We start from the raw sequence: 16629 nt of genomic DNA on the forward strand, positions 1-16629 counted from the left end.
TAACCTTCCTTTTCTCCTAACCTACAAGCACTTGATTTATAATGCCCATAAAACTGATTTAATGTAATTTTGCATCTTTACTTTATGAATATGAAGAAAAATAAACGATATGTTTACTGGGGTCTGTCTTTACTTGCATCCATGATGTATGGCGGCTTTGCCTATGCACAAACTATCAGCTTTCAGGATGCAGAACGACAACTGCTGCAACGTTCCTATACCAGTCAGGCTTTCCAGAATCTGGAACAGGCTGCAAAACTGGAAGCAGAAGCGGTTAAAGGCATTGGTTTGCCACGGATTGATCTGAATGTCCGTGCCTATGCCTTTCGTAATGAATTAGACATTCCTTTAGGTGCTGTTAAAAATAACCTTGAGCAGTCACTTACCAATGGCTTAAATAATAAAATTGATGAGTTTAATTTAGACCAGGCTATTGCCGACCCGCTTAAAGAAAGCCTGAAGCAACCTATTCAGGATGGTGTTGGTTTAATTCCAGATTCATCCAATGTTGTACTTAGAGATGAAGTTATTCGCCCTACTATTTCAGTGATGATGCCACTTTATACCGGCGGACTTACCCGTAGTGCCAAAGAAATAGCCAGTATTCAGGCGGGACGCAGTGAATTGAGCAACCAGCAACAGCAGGATACACAACGCTTTGAACTGATTCAGGCTTATTTTAATGTGCAACTGCAAAAACAGTTATTGGAAGCCGCACGTTTTAACTCAAATGCCATGCAACAACATTACCGTAATGCGCTGAAAATGGAACAGCAGGGATTCATCAGTAAGGGTCAGCGTATGCAGTTTGAAGTGGCGCGCAACAATGCTGATCGAACACAACAAAATACGCAGGCGAATCTGAATGCTGCCTTATTCCAGCTGAATAATTTTCTACAGGACAGCCATATTACCGAACTGAGCACACCTTTATTTGTAAATCGTGCTGAACCTCAAAATGTAAATATTCTGCTCAGCAGTTTTAGCCAGAACTCCCCGCTTATTAAAAAGATGAAAATGGATACTGAGCTGGCCAAAGCCAATGTTAAAGCCCAGCAGGCAACAAAAAGACCCAATGTATTTGCCTTTGGTGAATATAGCCTAGATGAAAACCAGAACTGGATTGTCGGCGTTGCAGCACGTTATAACTTATTTTCCGGCATTGATAAAAACAAGAATATTCAGGCTGCCGAACTGAAGCGCCATGCAGCAGAATTGATGACGGCCCGTACCCAGCAGGAAATTGAGAGCCTGATTTATAAATCATTTAGTGAAGCAGTCAGCGCCCAGCAAAGTGATCTGTTATTACAACGAAACCTGAAAGCAGCACAAGAAAATCTGCGTATTCAGCAACTGTCTTTTAAGGAAGATGTTGGCACCGCGACACAGGTAATTGATGCGCAAAATATGTTGAGTGGCCTGAAAGCTGAAATGGCCCTGAATGCCTATAAATACGTCATATCACTTGCCACTTTATTGCAAAGCCATGGCTCAATTACTGAATTTCCAGACTATATGCAACATGCCAATACTCACTATATTCGTTAATGGAGCCAAACATGACTGATGAGCAAAAGCCAGAATTTCCTGTTGATGAACCGGCTTCAGAAATGAATCACATCGATTCACCCAAAGAAAGTCCTGCTGAAACTAAACAGGACAAATCTACCAAGAAATACCTGCTGTTAGGTCTGATTCCAGTCATCCTGGTTTTAATTGGCTTTGGCTTGTGGAAAACTTATCAGCCCAAAGACATCGAACTGCAAGGTCGGGTTGAGGCTGAAACCGTACAGATCGCGACCAAAGTTCCAAGCCGGATTGAAAAAATTTATGTGCAGGAAGGTGATGACGTCAAGCAAGGTCAGGTATTAGTTAAGTTGCATAGCCCTGAAATAGAAGCGAAAAAACAGCAGGCATTAGCAAGCTTGCAATCTGCCTTAGCCTTACAATCGACAGCCGAACGCGGATCACAAGAAGAAAATGTCGCTTCACTGTATGCCAACTGGCAATCTCTCAAAGCACAGGAACAGCTGGCAAAAACCTCTTATCAGCGCGGTGCAAACCTGTTTCAAGAAGGTGTAATTTCCCGTCAACGCCGAGATGAGCTATTTGCTGCCTCACAGTCTGCCTCCCAGATGACCGAAGCTGCTTATCAGCAATATATTCGCGCTAAACGTGGCAGCACACCAGAACAGAAGAGTTCAGCAGATGCACAGGTCGACATTGCCCGTGCAGCAGTCGCTGAAGCCAATGCCCTGGAAGCAGAGACCGAACTACTGGCGCCTATTGATGGCACAGTATCTAAAACCTATGGCAATCTCTCTGAGCTGGTTGCAACCGCAGTACCTGTGGTCAGTCTGATTTCGGCAGAACGCTGGGTCAGTGTGAATATTCGTGAAGACCAATATGCTTCTCTAGGTGAACAAAAGCAGCTCGAAGGTTTTATCCCGGCACTCAATAAAAACGCAATATTTAAAGTAAAAAGTATTAGTGCTGAAGGTGAATTTGCCACCATTAAAACCACACGTCAGACTGGTGGCTATGATGTTCGCAGCTTCAAAGTCCACCTTGTACCAGCGACTACAATTCCTGAACTGAAAGTTGGCATGAGTGTGCTGTTTAAGCTGCAAGAGTCTTCAAAATAATGTGGGCAGGTATCCGGCGCGAACTGTGCTATTTACTCAGGGAAAAATGGGATCTGGCCTTGGTTGTACTTGCCCCTGCCTGCATTTTGATTTTACTCGGCAGCATGTTTGCTCAAGGCAAGCCCGATCATTTAGCGATTGCGATTATTGATCAGGATCAAAGCCGCCTGAGTACCCGGATTTATGATCATTTATCGCTAAATCATACCTTACAGATATATATCGTTTCTGATCAGACCGTTGAAGTAGAAAAACTGCTGAATCAGAATAAAATCTGGGGTTATATCCATATTCCTGCGGGCGCAGAACAACGATTAGTCACAGCCCAGGATGCTGAAATTAGTATTGCCTTTAATCAGAGCTATTTTAGTATTGGCAATACTATTTCTTCGGCTATGTTATTGAGCACGCTTCAGGCAATGGCGGAATTTACTGGCAGGCAGTATCTGGGTAATACCCTACCTTATCTGGATGCACCGACACCTAATATTAAAATTTCCCCGCTGTATAACCCGCAATTAAATTATGAATTTTATCTGGAACCTTATATGGTTCCGGCAATTTTGCATCTATTATTGTGCTGCTGTGTGGCGTTTGCTGTAGGACAGGAAATCAAGCGTCATACTTTTAATCATTGGATTAATGGACAAAATCTCTGGTCAGTATTACTGTCTAAAAATCTGGTCTATATCGCGATTTTCTGTTTCTGGACCTGGGTCTGGATGCTGTGGATGGTGGAGTTTCGTGGCTGGTTTATTGCTGGTTCATTATGGCTGATTTTATTGGCACAAGTCCTATTCTATAGTGCCTATGCCTTTATCAGTAGCGCGGTCGTACTGGCAACGCAGGATCTAAGCAAATCTTTTGGTTTGCTGGCAGTCTATGGTGGCTCATCGCTCAGCTTCGCCGGTGTAACGTTGCCTCTCAATAATGCGCCACTGTTTACCCAGCTCTGGGCCAATATTATTCCCTATACACCTTATGCCAAATTACAGACTGAACAATGGGTGATTGGTAGTCCCTTATATCTCTCAGCTCAACCAATGTTCATACTGACCGCCTATGTGGTGCTTTATGCTGTATTGGCCTATGTATTTTTAAAGAAAATAGCGAAAGGAGTGTCCACATGAAAGCACTCTGGGCCGCTTACTGTAAAACTTTTAAAGATATTGTTAGCAATACCAGTATTTTTACTACGTTAATCCTATCTGTACTGTTTTACAGTTTTTTCTATCCAACCGCGTATAAGGCTGAACACGCCGAAGCCTTGCCCATTATTATTGTCGATGAAGAGCAAAGCGACCTAACCAATACTATTATCAGTCATGTTAGCCAAAGCCCGAATGTACAGATCAAGGCAGTCACCGGAAATTTTGCGGAGGCCAAACAGTGGGTAGAGGCTCAAAAGGCTGACGGGATTTTATTATTACCAGACAACCTTTCACAATCCATTCGACATGGTGAAAATGGCGGGATTGGACTGTATTTAAGTGCAGCGAATTTCCTGATTACCAAACAGATTGGTTTAGGCCTGGTTGGTTCTGTCGAAAATACCTTAAGTGAATATGCAGAACGCTTTAGCGAAATTTCGCATTTCTCTCCTGCCCTATCGATTCACCAGATTCCACTATTTAATCCACTTTCTGGCTATGGGAGCTATGTATTTCCAGCAGTTGCCCCACTGATTATTCATCAGACGATTTTTCTGGGACTGAGCATGTTGATTGCGCTGTATCGTGAAAATAAACAGGTAATCAATTTGACGACCTTATGTGGAATCAGTCTGGCAATTCTGACCATTGGCTGTCTGGGGTGCTACTACCTGTTTGGCTTCACCTTCTGGTTGTTTGACTATCCACGTGGCGGGAATTTCTGGGGCATGCTGCTGGCTGTTCCGGTTTTTGTATTCTGCATCATCGGTATAACAACCCTGTTCGCCAGTTTTCTGGATATGCCAGAGCGTGCCGGACATGTTATTGTCTTTACCTCAATTCCCTTATTTATGCTGTCCGGGGTCGCCTGGCCACATGCTGCGATGCCCGTCTGGATGCAAATGTTTGGACAGGCCTTGCCTTCCACACAGATCGTACAGATGTTTATTCAACTGAATCAGATGGGCGTACCGACCAGCATGATTTTGGGGAAATTCGCCTATCTGCTGGTTGTTGGATTTTTTTGCTTTAGCTTAGGTTATTATCGCCTATGCTCACGCATTAAATAAGCTTGAACCCTGTTAAGCTAAAAGCTTATTCCCCATATACGCGGATATAAAAGTTCTGGATTTTGCTGCTGCCGTTGGGCTTGTCAAAGCTGACATCGTATTGCACCAGATTGTTTGGATAAGCGATTTCATAGCTGACCTTGTATTCACTTGATTGACCTGATTTTTCAACAAAAGTCTTTACCATCAATGTCTTAGACTTATACTCACCGTCAGGAATGGAATGCGAAAACTTCTTCATGGTTTTCTGATTTTCCTGAAAATACTGCTGTAATTTCGGATCCAGATAACTTAAAAATTCTTCATATTTACCATCACGCAAGTCGTTATAGGCAATTTCTGCTGCCTGGGCTTGGGCTGTACTTGGATCTGCTACCTGCTCGTTAGTGCTACAGCCGGCAAGAAGAGCTAGCCCAGCAAGTGACATCAATTTAGTTTTCATCATGGTCATTTCCAGTAAAGTCTGTAAAAAAGGACGCCGAAGCGCCCTTTTTATAAGAATTGAAGACTTAGTCTTCTGCTGTATTTTCGCCATCTTGAGCCGCATCTACAGCCTCAGGAGTTTCAGCCAGATGATCTTCAGAAACTTCTGTTTCTTCCAATACATCCAATTCTTCATCTTCAACGGCTTCAATCGCTTCTACACCAACCAGTTTTTCATCTTCAGCCAGACGGATCAGACGAACACCTTGTGCATTACGGCCAGTTTGTGCCACTTCAGAAGCACGGGTACGAACCAGAGTGCCGCCATCAGAAATTAGCATCAGTTCTTTAGATGCGTCAATCGCAACCGCACCGACCAGCTCACCGTTACGTTCTGAGGTCTTGATTGCAATTACACCCTTACCGCCACGTTTTTTGGTCGGGAAGTCATCCACTGGGGTACGTTTACCATAACCATTTGCAGAAGCACACAGCACTTCACCGGTTTCAGGTACAACAACCAGAGATACGATACGACTAATGAAGTTAGCTTCAGTTGTATCTTCATCATCAGATTCAACATCTGCATCTTCTGCATCTTCAACCTGAGAAGCACCGATGGTCACGCGCATACCGCGTACACCTTTGGCTGAACGACCCATTGAACGTACGTCAGTCTCTGCGAAACGAATTGCTTTACCTTCGTTCGAGAACAACATGATTTGCTGTTCACCGTCGGTAATCGCAACACCAATTAAGGTGTCATCGCCATTCAGTTCAATCGCACGTAAACCGTTTGAACGAACATTTGAGAATTGTTCCAGTTCTACACGTTTAATCGTACCGTACTCAGTCGCCATAAACACATAGAAGTTCTTACGAACAGCTTCAGCCTGCTGAGCAAAGTCATTGATGATGTCATCATCAAGATCAGTCGTAGAAAGTGCTAAGCCTAATTCTTTTAATTGAACACGCAGTGCATCAGAAATATCATCTGCACCATCTTCAGATTCAGCAAGAGCAGCTTCTAGTGCAGCAAAGTGACTATTGATCACTTCATTAGTTTGAAGTTGGGCAGCATTAGCCTTCACAAATGCTTTGAAGTCAGCTAGACGTTCTTTGAATTTTTTCGGTGCATCAATCACTGGCAAGATAGCAGTAATGGTTTCGTTGTCATCCAGCGGCAACAAGTTCACCATTGGGCGACCTTTGGCGCCACGCGAAGCTTGTGGTACTTCATAAACTTTCAGACGGTAAACCTTACCGACATTGGTGAAGCAAAGCACAGTGGCATGATTCGACGTCACTACCATGTGCTGGATGTAATCATCTTCTTTCATGCTGGTTGCAGACTTACCACGACCACCACGACGCTGAGCAGCATAGTCAGATAATGGTTGAGTTTTCGCATAGCCTGTTTTTGAAACGGTCAGAACCATTTGCTCTTCAGGAATCAGATCTTCACGAGAGAAGTCGATACGAGATTCAACAATATCTGTTTTACGTGCATCACCATATTGCTGAAGGATCAGTGCCAGCTCTTCCTTAATTACATTCATCAATAAGTTGAAGTCATTTAAGATGGCAGTGTATTCAGCAATTTGACCCAAGATTTCAGAATATTCAGCTTGTAGTTTATCCTGCTCAAGACCAGTTAAGCGATGGAGACGTAGTTCCATGATCGCGTTAACTTGAGTCGGAGATAAACGATACACATCGCCATCAATACCAAACGGGCGGTTTGGATCTTCGCCTTCAATTTCATCAGGACGTACAGAAACAGCACCCGCTTTTTCGAGCAAGGCTGCTACACCGCCTGCTGCCCACTCACCTGTTTGCAAACGCTCACGCGCTTCAGCCGGGTTGGCAGAAGTTTTAATAGTTTCGATGATGGCATCAATATTTGCCAGAGCAACGGTTAAACCTTCTAAAATATGACCACGTTCACGTGCTTTGCGCAGTTCATACATAGTACGACGTGTCACGACTTCTTGACGGTGACGAATAAACGCAGCAATGATGTCTTTCAGATTCATCAATTTCGGCTGGCCATTGTCCAGACAAACCATGTTGATGCTGAATGAGTTTTCTAACTGGGTATTCTGGAACAGGTTGTTCACGATCACTTCAGCGTTTTCACCACGCTTCAGGTCAATCGCAATACGCATCCCTTCTTTATCAGATTCGTCACGAAGTTCAGAAATCCCTTCGAGTTTTTTCTCTTTTACCAGCTCAGCAATACGCTCAATGGTTCTCGCTTTGTTGACCTGATAAGGAATTTCAGTGAATACAATCGTGCTACGGCCAGTTTTGGCATCTTCTTCGATGTGGTATTTACCACGGATATGCAAACGGCCTTTACCGGTACGGTAGGCATCTACAATACCCGATTTACCGTAAATAATACCGCCAGTAGGAAAATCTGGACCCGAAATATGTTCCATCAGCCCTTCAATGCTGATATTCGGATCATTGGCATAGGCTAAACACGCATTGATGACTTCAGTCATGTTATGCGGTGCCATATTGGTCGCCATACCTACGGCAATACCAGCAACACCATTAATCAACAGGTTAGGAATACGCGTCGGCATGACTTGTGGAATGCGCTCAGAACCGTCGTAGTTATCTTCCCATTCCACTGTATCTTTTTCAAGATCAGCAAGGAGCTCATGGGTCAGCTTACGCATACGTACTTCGGTATAACGCATTGCCGCTGCACTATCACCATCGACAGAACCGAAGTTACCCTGGCCATCAACCAACTGGTAACGCAAGCTAAAGTCTTGTGCCATACGGACAATCGTTTCATAAACAGCAGAATCACCATGCGGGTGATATTTACCGATCACGTCACCGACTACACGTGCAGATTTTTTATATGCTTTGTTATAGTCATTGCCTAATTCGTGCATTGCGAAAAGCACACGACGATGAACCGGTTTTAAACCATCTCGTACATCTGGCAATGCACGTGACACAATCACGCTCATCGCATAATCGAGATATGAGCTTTTAAGTTCATCCTCAATGGCAATCGGTCTAATTTCCGATACGCTCATGCATACTCCTTATTCTACAGGCCCTGTTTGACCTGTATTTATATGTCGTAAATCCAGCTATAAATTGGTTCAAAAAACGCTGAACCAATATTTAAAATTCAGTCGGACAGTATAGCATAAATCAGGCTAAATTAAGCCGTTTCAGACCCAACTATCCAAAGGATTTTTGGTAGAAATTTTAACCACTTCACAATTTTTAACGCATAAAAAAACCTCTGCACACAGAGGTTCATTCTTAGCTTGAATTATCGCATTTTATGCACGGAAATATCTTGTACTGAATCCACTGTTCCTTTCTTGATCAAGCATACAAAGAAGATTTTCCTGCATGCAATCCAGCTGCATCAATAGCCAGGTAATTAAATACTGGATAATAATTAATATCACCAGCATGCGTCAGGGCGACAGACCATCAAAGTTCACAGGGAGACGCTGCCAAACCGGCAAGTAAATTAAAATATGAATATTAGTATTACTTTTAAATCTTCTAAAGCTCGCTTAATATCTGCCCTATTAAGTACCAAAAGCAACACATCTAATCTTTATTTTCAGTCCAATTTTCTAATCATTATTCAAATTTTCATACTTAATTTTTAAATAATTTAGAACATCCATATAACAACCACGTAGATAATACAAAAGGAAGAATAAGCGCCAATACCATCAGCGCATCGCCTTGAATACCATAAGCACTGTTCTGAAATCGCTGATTATCAAGCTCGATCCATTGCTCTGCTTTCGCAAGCACCTGTGCATCTGAAAGCACATTCAAATAGATCAAATGGATAAACCCTACAAAACTACAGGCAGCAAAAATAAGCCACAGTCCAGCGATCTGTATTAAGATGATCAAATAAGCCAATACAGCAAGAACAAATAGTATTAGAGTTGAACAAAACAATCGATAAAATCGAGCATTTTCGATTAAAGGCTGATATAGAGGCAACATAAAAAATTTGATTATTATTTTATTCATTTTCATTATAAATAAAAAACGCCCCTGAGCAGAGCAGTAAGCATTCACTTACCACTCACGCAAGAGCGTCTTTTAAACTGTATTCAGGAATTAGATTTTAGATACTAATTCTGGAATAACAGTGTTCAAGTCACCTACTAACCAGTAGTCAGCAACTGCATTGATTGGTGCTTCTTCGTCCTTGTTGATCGCAACGATCACTTTAGATTCTTTCATACCTGCCAAGTGCTGGATCGCACCAGAGATACCTACAGCGATGTACAGGTCAGGCGCAACGATCTTACCGGTTTGACCAACCTGCATATCGTTAGGAACGAAGCCTGCGTCAACAGCCGCACGAGATGCACCTTGAGCTGCACCCAGTTTGTCTGCAAGTGGATCAAGGATTTTGTGATAGTTCTCACCAGAACCCACACCACGACCACCAGAAACAACGATACGAGCAGCTGTTAATTCTGGACGTTCAGATTTAACGATTTCTTCGTTAATGAACTTAGAAATACCAGCATCACCAGTCGCTGTAGCAGCTTCAACAGCAGCAGAACCACCTTCAGCAGCAACTGGATCGAATGCAGTACCACGAACAGTTGCAACAATTACTGATTCAGAAGATTCTACAGTTGCAATCGCGTTACCTGCATAGATCGGACGTTTGAATGTGTTTGCAGAATCAACAGCAATGATGTCTGTGATCATGCTTACGTCTAGTAATGCAGCTGCACGTGGCAGGATGTTTTTACCAGTCGTGGTAGAAGCTGCAAGAATATGGCTATAGCCTTTGCCCAATTCAGCAACCAGTTTCGCTACATTTTCAGCCAACTGGTTTGCATAAGCAGCATCATCCGCAAGCAATACTTTGCTTACGCCAGCAACTTTAGCCGCTTGGTCAGCAACTGCTTGAGCGCCAGAACCAGCAACCAATACAGTGATATCACCACCGATTTTTTGCGCCGCAGCAACAACGTTTAAAGTAGCAGCGTTTAATGCTTTGTTGTCGTGCTCAGCGATAACTAAAATACTCATGATTTTTATCCTTCTGTATTAGATCACTTTCGCTTCGTTTTTCAATTTTTCTACAAGTTCGTCTACAGACTTCACTTGTACACCAGCTTTACGCTCTGCAGGAGATTCAACTTTTACTGTTTTCAGTTTAGTTGTAGTGGTTACACCGAAATCTGCAGGTGACTTAGTATCCAGCGGTTTTTTACGCGCTTTCATGATGTTTGGAAGAGCAGCATAACGTGGCTCGTTCAAACGTAAGTCAGTGGTAATGATTGCTGGCAAGTTCAATTCAACAGTTTGTAAACCACCATCGATTTCACGAGTCACTTGTACTTTGTCGCCTTCAACTTTCACTTCAGAAGCAAAAGTACCCTGGCCTGCACCTAGAAGTGCACCAAGCATCTGACCAACCTGGTTAGAGTCATCATCAATCGCTTGCTTACCAAGAAGGATTAATTGCGGTTGTTCAGCTTCAACAACGCCTTTAAGAATTTTCGCTACTTCTAACGCACCTAATTGGCTGTCATCAGCTTCAACCAGGATACCGCGGTCAGCACCAAGAGCCATAGAAGAACGGATTTGTTCTTGAGCTTCTTTAGGACCAATAGAAACAACAACGATTTCTGAAACAGTTCCTTTTTCTTTTAAACGAACCGCTTCTTCCACTGCGATTTCACAGAATGGGTTAATTGACATTTTAACGTTTGTTAAGTCAACACCACTGTTGTCCGGCTTAACGCGAACCTTAACGTTGGCATCAACCACACGTTTTACAGCAACAAGAGCCTTCATGTAATCCTCGGCTGTTTTAGCAAATGTAAATATTTAGAAAAGTTATAATAACTCTTCACTTAAATTTTTTTAGGTGCCCTATCTTGCAATGCGTTCGGCATTTCGGTCAAGTCACAATTCACCAATAGGGTGTAAAAATGCGTAATTTTCCTTGAACGTCGCGTTCACATTTCAAGATTTGACATTTATACAGAACAAATTCCCATCATTTTATTTAAAATTTAACTATTGATTTTTAGTATCTTTTTATTTGATTATGCACATCAAAAGATTTGATCTATTTTATAAAATTTAATTTCATTTCTTGTCACTATTATTATAAAGAATACAAATTACTCCTATCTAAATCTGTCATTTATGACATATGGTGATGGGTTCGGTTCATTTTTCCAGATTTGGTCAAAATTCCCTCTTATAAATAGATCAATGAAATAGCAGAAAATAATTTTTATAAGGAAATATATTAAAAAAAGCACGCTGTGATCACGTGCTTTTAAATTTTTAAAATGAATTTATGACTTATTTGATGAACATTGGTGAATTTTATAGCTCATTAATTAATGATTAGCCATGAAGCAGCGAGTGCCAATAAACCACCTGAAGTCCCATCAATCCACTTTTGCTTACGTTCATCAATCTGAGCCGAACGGGTAAGTCGGGCAAATAAAAGGCTTAAGGCACAATACACCACAAAGATCATGGCAATAAAGATAAAGGACAGAATTAAACCCTGGCTCACCGTATTCCCGCTTTTATCTATAAACTGCGGCAGGATTGCAAAGTAAATCAGCATGCCTTTCGGATTCAGTAACGCAGTAATGAACCCTTTTTTTACTGGATTGCTGGATGATTTCTTTTCAATGGTCAGCGTATTTTTGCTGAATACCGATTTCACCAGACTAAATGCCAGAAATAACAGATAAGCAATTCCTAACCAGCGAATGGTTTCAAACAGCACTGGAAAAGACACAATAATTGCTGCAATTCCTAACGCCACCAGAATCGAATGCACCAGATAACCGCAACATACCCCTATAGTCGCCATCATGCCTGCTTTTGCATCTTTACCCATCACTTGAGACAGGATAAATAGCATATCTGGTCCAGGTGTAAAAATAAGGGGAAGCACGGTCAGTGCAAAAAGTGCAAATACAGACATTTCCTTGTTCCTCTGTACATGTCGGAAAGTGAAATTAGTATCTGCGATTTTTTACAAAATAGGCTTTCAATTTATTTTATAATATGCATTATTTTTAGAATATTATTCTATTTTATGAAGATATCTTCCAAGTCTATTCGAGTAAAACTCGATCGTATTGACAAAAATATCATTCAACACTTGCAAGCCAATGGCCGGATTCAGAATAACGATCTGGCACGTGAAATTGGTCTTTCGCCTTCTTCGTGTTTGCGTCGGGTAAAACTGCTTGAAGATGCGGGGGTAATCCAGAGCTATACCACGATCGTGGACCAGCAGAAGATTGGTTTCCAGCTGATTTTATTTTCTCGTATCTGGCTAGTGGGTCAGGATGCTGAAACGATTGACACCTTTATTGAAGCCATGAAAGAACTGCCCCAAGTAATGGAGTGCTATATCATTTTGGGTGAATGTGATGCAATGCTCAAAGTGGTGGTGCCCGATCTGGAAAGTTATCGTAAATTCCAGTCCACGCATTTAACTAAAAAGAATGGGATTACCAGCGTCAAAACTGATTTACCGAGTCAGATTATCAAGCAGAGTTTTCAACTACCTTTAGATGATCTTTAATATTGGTCAAATAAAAAGGACGATTGATATCGTCCTTTTTTTACTGAAGATCAGTTTTAGACACGACTGTCCAGAAAGTCACGGTGCACATGACTGAGGTCAATCAGTTCATAAGATTTTAAATCGAAGATCTTCCAGATTTCGATGGCATCTTCTTTTAAGTCCACTGCCTGGGTCGCACGAGTAGTCGCTTGCCATTGCAAGTCTGAAATCCAGATATAGTATTCATGGCTATCAGGATTATAGGCTTGAACCTTACCATCTGTATTAATTCCCTGCACATGAGCACCTTCGGGTAAAGATGTTTCAATATTTGGTAGACTGATTTCCACAAAATGTTTGATCTGGCGCAGACCATAACCTGCAAAAATTTCTTTTTGTGCTTCGCTTAACCGATCATATTTTTGTTGTATATCTACAATAATTTCTGTGCCCATATACTTCCAGTCCTGTCAGGCTGAATTCTTTTCAGCCATACCCTATTTTTCAGCTTAAATTCTGTTCTTTTGTTATACCTGAATTTTAGCTTTTCGCGAATAAGACCATGGTGAAATAATCTGCATGGTCATTCTATTTCTCTCAGCATAAATATTCTTTATGAAATTTTTATGCCAACCTATATTTTTAATAATGATTATTTAAGATTTTCAGGTTTATGTTGTGCCCGTGGATGCACCTGATCATAAATCTGCGCTAGATGATCAAAATTGATATGGATATAAATCCGAACGGTTTTAGATTACTATATTCTTCAACCAATCATTCAGCTCATTCTAGCTATCTCTTTTTCAATAAAATCTAAGAATATTTTTCTTTATTGAGCAATGCAAATCATATAGAACCAACATTTATAATATTTAGTAATATCTCTATTTTGTTACATTTATCGCCAATATTACTTTAAATTGCACTAGTTTCAAGCAACTTCTTCATTTGTCTAAATAGTTAATTTATTTAAAAGTCTTATTTTATCTACTTTCTTATTTACATAAATAGTGGCACATGATTTGCAATTCATCCCTGGTACTTTTCTATAACCAGGTGAATAATTAAATGCATACAGTATCTAAAACGCTCTTATGTATCTCTCTTACAGCATTACTCACTGCATGTAATGACGACAATGATTCAAAAAAAGCTGCTAATTTTGCCCCACAGGTAGAACCTGTTCCATTTGAGCCAGTTGAAGCAACTATTGAGGACTTACACACCTCCATTAAAACCAAAGGGGCAACATGTGTTGATGTTGTGCAAAGTTATCTTGAACGAATAGAAGCTTATGATGTACAAGGCCCTACTCTTAACAGTGTTATTTCGGTCAATCCTTATGCTTTAGAAGAAGCCGCCGAATTAGATGAATATTATAATAAAAATGGTAAATTTAAGGGCGATTTACACTGCGTAACTGTCTTAGCTAAAGATAATATTGATGTTGTAAATATGGCCAATACTGCGGGATCTTCTGCATTACTTGATAATTTCCCACCTGATGATGCATATATTATTAAAAATATTAAAGAAAAGGGTGGCTTAATTATCGGGAAAGCTAATCTGGATGAGTTTGCTTTTGGTTTTGGGGGTAAGTCTACAGTAGGTGGTCAGGCTAAAAACGTTTATGATTTAACAAAAGGCCCAGGCGGATCATCATCAGGTACGGGTGCTGCCATTTCTGCTAGCTTAGCAACCGTTGGTATAGGGACAGATACAGGTGGGTCGATTCGTGTACCTTCATCTGTACAAGGTCTTGTTGGCTTACGCCCATCACTTCGCCTGCTAAGCTTAGATGGAATTATTCCACTGGCTCCTACTCAAGACACAGCAGGCCCAATGTGTCGTCAAACGGTTGATTGTGCAAAATTATTCAATGCAATGGTTGGTTATGATTCATCACCAAGCTCTAACCAACGTAGTGATTTTGCACATGATGCACCACTACTAGCATCAGAAACAGCATATCGTGCATTAATTAACCCGCCAGAAACCTACGTTCCTACTGGAGCATCTTTAGAAGGTAAACGTATTGGTTTAATTAAAGATACTTATGCAAATAGTGAAGAAGGTGCACTAGTTAAAGATATTATTGCTAAAGCGGCTGCAAAGATGCGTGAAGAAGGTGCAATTGTTGAGGAAATAGAAGTTTCAGATTTCAAAACAATCATAGGAAGTACAGCTGTTATGAATGATAAAGGTTTCACAGAAACTTTTAGAAGTCTTTCAGGAGTAGAATTCAAGCAAGCATTAACTGATTATTTATCTACAGCTACTACTGCTTTCAAGTCATATGATGAACTTTTAAATAACGGTAAGATGATTTCTAGTTTCCAAGGTTACAATACAGATCCGAACAGTGAGACATTTATCAATCGCTATTACAACAATACTACCTTCCGTGCACCTTATGTTCGATTACGTTTAAATACTGCTTTAGGCAACCGTACCTTAGATGGTACGCCTAAAGGTCCACGTTATGATGCACTTGCGTATCCATCAATCACAGGATTTGTTGGCAATTTAGGTGGCAGCCCAACAACAGGTAGTAACAACCGCTTAAGTCCATTCAGTGGATTCCCAGCATTATCTATACCAGCCGGAACTGTGAATTATGAGCGTCGTAGTGCTTATCCATTAAATGTTAATATCGAATTTATCGGACGTGAATTTGATGAACCAACATTATTCAATATTGCGACTGCTTTTGAGAAAGTAAATCCAGCTCGTGTTACACCTACACATACACCAGCATTAAGTGCAGCAGTTTACTAATTTATATAACTTAAATAAAAAGGAGGCTAAGCCTCCTTTTTATGTTGTGCCCTTGGGTGTGCCTGATCATAAATCTGCGCCAGATGATCAAAATCGACATGAGTATAAATTTGGGTTGTGGTCAGATTACTATGTCCCAGCATTTCCTGTACTGCACGCAAGTCTCGGCTATTGGATAACATATGACTGGCAAAACAGTGACGCAGTAAATGCGGATGCAGGTCAACATTGACGCCTGCCCGTTGCGCCTGAAGCTTGACCCGATTTTCAATCTGCCTTGCTCCTAGCGGATTACCCTTCTGAGTGATAAAGACATGTGCTTCTGGCACAAAATCACCATGCCATAGAGGATAAATCTGTAACCACGCCATGACACTATCTTTGGCTTTGGAACCAAATGGCACGATACGGGTTTTATTCCCCTTACCCGTAATGCGAAGCAGCTGACGGTTGAAGTCAATATCTTTAATTCTGAGGCCTTGTACCTCAGCCAGACGTAGCCCACTAGAATAAAGCAGTTCCAGAATTGCCTTATCACGCTTCCACATCTGCTGCTGCACCTCACCTTCAGGTTCAGGCTGATCCAGAATCTGATGAATGGTTTCAATATCAACCATACCGGGCAAAGGTCTGGATTGTCTTTTCAGCTGAAAATCATCTGCCGGATTAAAACTGACATACTGTGCCTGTTCAGCCCATTTCATAAACTGGCGAATTGCTGAAAGTAGCCGCTGCAGACTGCTGGAACTTAGGCCCTGTTGTTCAACTTTTTCCGCCATAAACTGGCGTAAATCTGTTGATTCAACATCTCCAAGTGCTAAAGCATGACGCTGACAAAAATTCAGAAAGTCCGAAACATCACGTTCATACGCCTGCAAAGTATGTTTAGACTGGTTCTGGATTTCACGTTCTTTGAGCCATATGGATAACAATTGCTGTGGATTAAGCTGCATTCTATCCTCCTTGGCTGTTTGAAT

Annotated in this window: 14 protein-coding genes and 1 pseudogene; 6 read left to right on the forward strand and 9 right to left on the reverse strand. The window is 41.3% G+C overall.

Going from position 1 to position 16629, the window contains the following annotated elements:
• Positions 1–84: 84 nt before the first annotated feature.
• From F899_RS11245 to F899_RS11260, 4 genes are read left to right on the forward strand one after another with little or no spacing between them, the layout of a single operon-like run.
• Positions 85–1548 carry a TolC family protein gene (locus F899_RS11245; protein ID WP_005222831.1) on the forward strand — a complete coding sequence of 488 codons (1464 nt, stop codon included), beginning with the start codon at positions 85–87 and terminating at the stop codon, positions 1546–1548.
• An 11-nt stretch (positions 1549–1559) separates the two neighbouring features.
• Entirely contained in the window at positions 1560–2645 is a 1086-nt protein-coding gene (locus tag F899_RS11250) for an HlyD family secretion protein (protein ID WP_005222832.1), read from the forward strand.
• Complete coding sequence (locus F899_RS11255; protein WP_005222834.1) at positions 2645–3775, forward strand: ABC transporter permease; 1131 nt, start codon at positions 2645–2647, stop codon at positions 3773–3775. The genes F899_RS11250 and F899_RS11255 overlap by 1 nt, the downstream gene beginning before the upstream one ends.
• Positions 3772–4866, forward strand: a complete 1095-nt coding sequence (locus tag F899_RS11260) for an ABC transporter permease (RefSeq protein ID WP_005222836.1) — start codon at positions 3772–3774, stop codon at positions 4864–4866. Before F899_RS11255 ends, F899_RS11260 begins: the two co-directional genes overlap by 4 nt.
• Positions 4867–4891: 25 nt before the next feature.
• Here the strand turns inward: F899_RS11260 and F899_RS11265 are convergent, their stop codons facing one another.
• The 6 genes from F899_RS11265 to F899_RS11290 all read right to left on the reverse strand — a co-directional run bounded on the left by F899_RS11265 (position 4892) and on the right by F899_RS11290 (position 12280).
• Positions 4892–5308: a DUF4878 domain-containing protein gene (locus tag F899_RS11265; protein WP_034434269.1), complete on the reverse strand. Its 417-nt coding sequence runs from the start codon at positions 5306–5308 to the stop codon at positions 4892–4894.
• 67 nt (positions 5309–5375) lie between these two features.
• Entirely contained in the window at positions 5376–8351 is a 2976-nt protein-coding gene (gene gyrA, locus F899_RS11270; RefSeq protein ID WP_005222840.1) for a DNA gyrase subunit A, read from the reverse strand.
• 586 nt (positions 8352–8937) lie between these two features.
• The gene (locus F899_RS11275) at positions 8938–9375 is read right to left on the reverse strand and encodes a hypothetical protein (protein ID WP_228127803.1); all 438 of its coding nucleotides are present in this window, start codon (positions 9373–9375) and stop codon (positions 8938–8940) included.
• A 42-nt stretch (positions 9376–9417) separates the two neighbouring features.
• The gene (locus F899_RS11280; RefSeq protein WP_005222844.1) at positions 9418–10350 is read right to left on the reverse strand and encodes an electron transfer flavoprotein subunit alpha/FixB family protein; all 933 of its coding nucleotides are present in this window, start codon (positions 10348–10350) and stop codon (positions 9418–9420) included.
• A gap of 18 nt (positions 10351–10368) precedes the next feature.
• The gene (locus F899_RS11285) at positions 10369–11121 is read right to left on the reverse strand and encodes an electron transfer flavoprotein subunit beta/FixA family protein (RefSeq protein ID WP_004815037.1); all 753 of its coding nucleotides are present in this window, start codon (positions 11119–11121) and stop codon (positions 10369–10371) included.
• A gap of 553 nt (positions 11122–11674) precedes the next feature.
• Positions 11675–12280: a LysE family translocator gene (locus tag F899_RS11290; RefSeq protein WP_005222846.1), complete on the reverse strand. Its 606-nt coding sequence runs from the start codon at positions 12278–12280 to the stop codon at positions 11675–11677.
• Between the two features lie 114 nt (positions 12281–12394).
• Here F899_RS11290 and F899_RS11295 point away from each other — a divergent pair, with 114 nt between their 5' ends.
• Positions 12395–12889, forward strand: a complete 495-nt coding sequence (locus F899_RS11295) for an Lrp/AsnC family transcriptional regulator (protein WP_004815034.1) — start codon at positions 12395–12397, stop codon at positions 12887–12889.
• Positions 12890–12945: 56 nt separating this feature from the next.
• Here the strand turns inward: F899_RS11295 and F899_RS11300 are convergent, their stop codons facing one another.
• Together F899_RS11300 and F899_RS16055 are read right to left on the reverse strand one after the other, a co-directional pair.
• A complete protein-coding gene (locus F899_RS11300; RefSeq protein WP_004815031.1) occupies positions 12946–13326 on the reverse strand; it encodes a hypothetical protein in 381 nt (126 codons plus the stop codon).
• 197 nt (positions 13327–13523) lie between these two features.
• Positions 13524–13622: pseudogene (locus F899_RS16055) on the reverse strand (recombinase XerC); the annotation flags it as partial.
• Between the two features lie 320 nt (positions 13623–13942).
• On the opposite strand from F899_RS16055, the gene F899_RS11305 reads away from it, so the two are divergent.
• Entirely contained in the window at positions 13943–15652 is a 1710-nt protein-coding gene (locus F899_RS11305) for an amidase family protein (RefSeq protein WP_004815030.1), read from the forward strand.
• Between the two features lie 26 nt (positions 15653–15678).
• Here F899_RS11305 and xerA read toward each other — a convergent pair whose 3' ends face one another.
• On the reverse strand, positions 15679–16605 hold the full coding sequence (xerA, locus tag F899_RS11310) for a site-specific tyrosine recombinase/integron integrase (protein WP_004815027.1): 927 nt from the start codon (positions 16603–16605) through the stop codon (positions 15679–15681).
• Positions 16606–16629 lie beyond the last annotated feature (24 nt).

Source organism: Acinetobacter sp. CIP 101934 (assembly GCF_000369585.1).
GTDB lineage: Bacteria > Pseudomonadota > Gammaproteobacteria > Pseudomonadales > Moraxellaceae > Acinetobacter > Acinetobacter schindleri.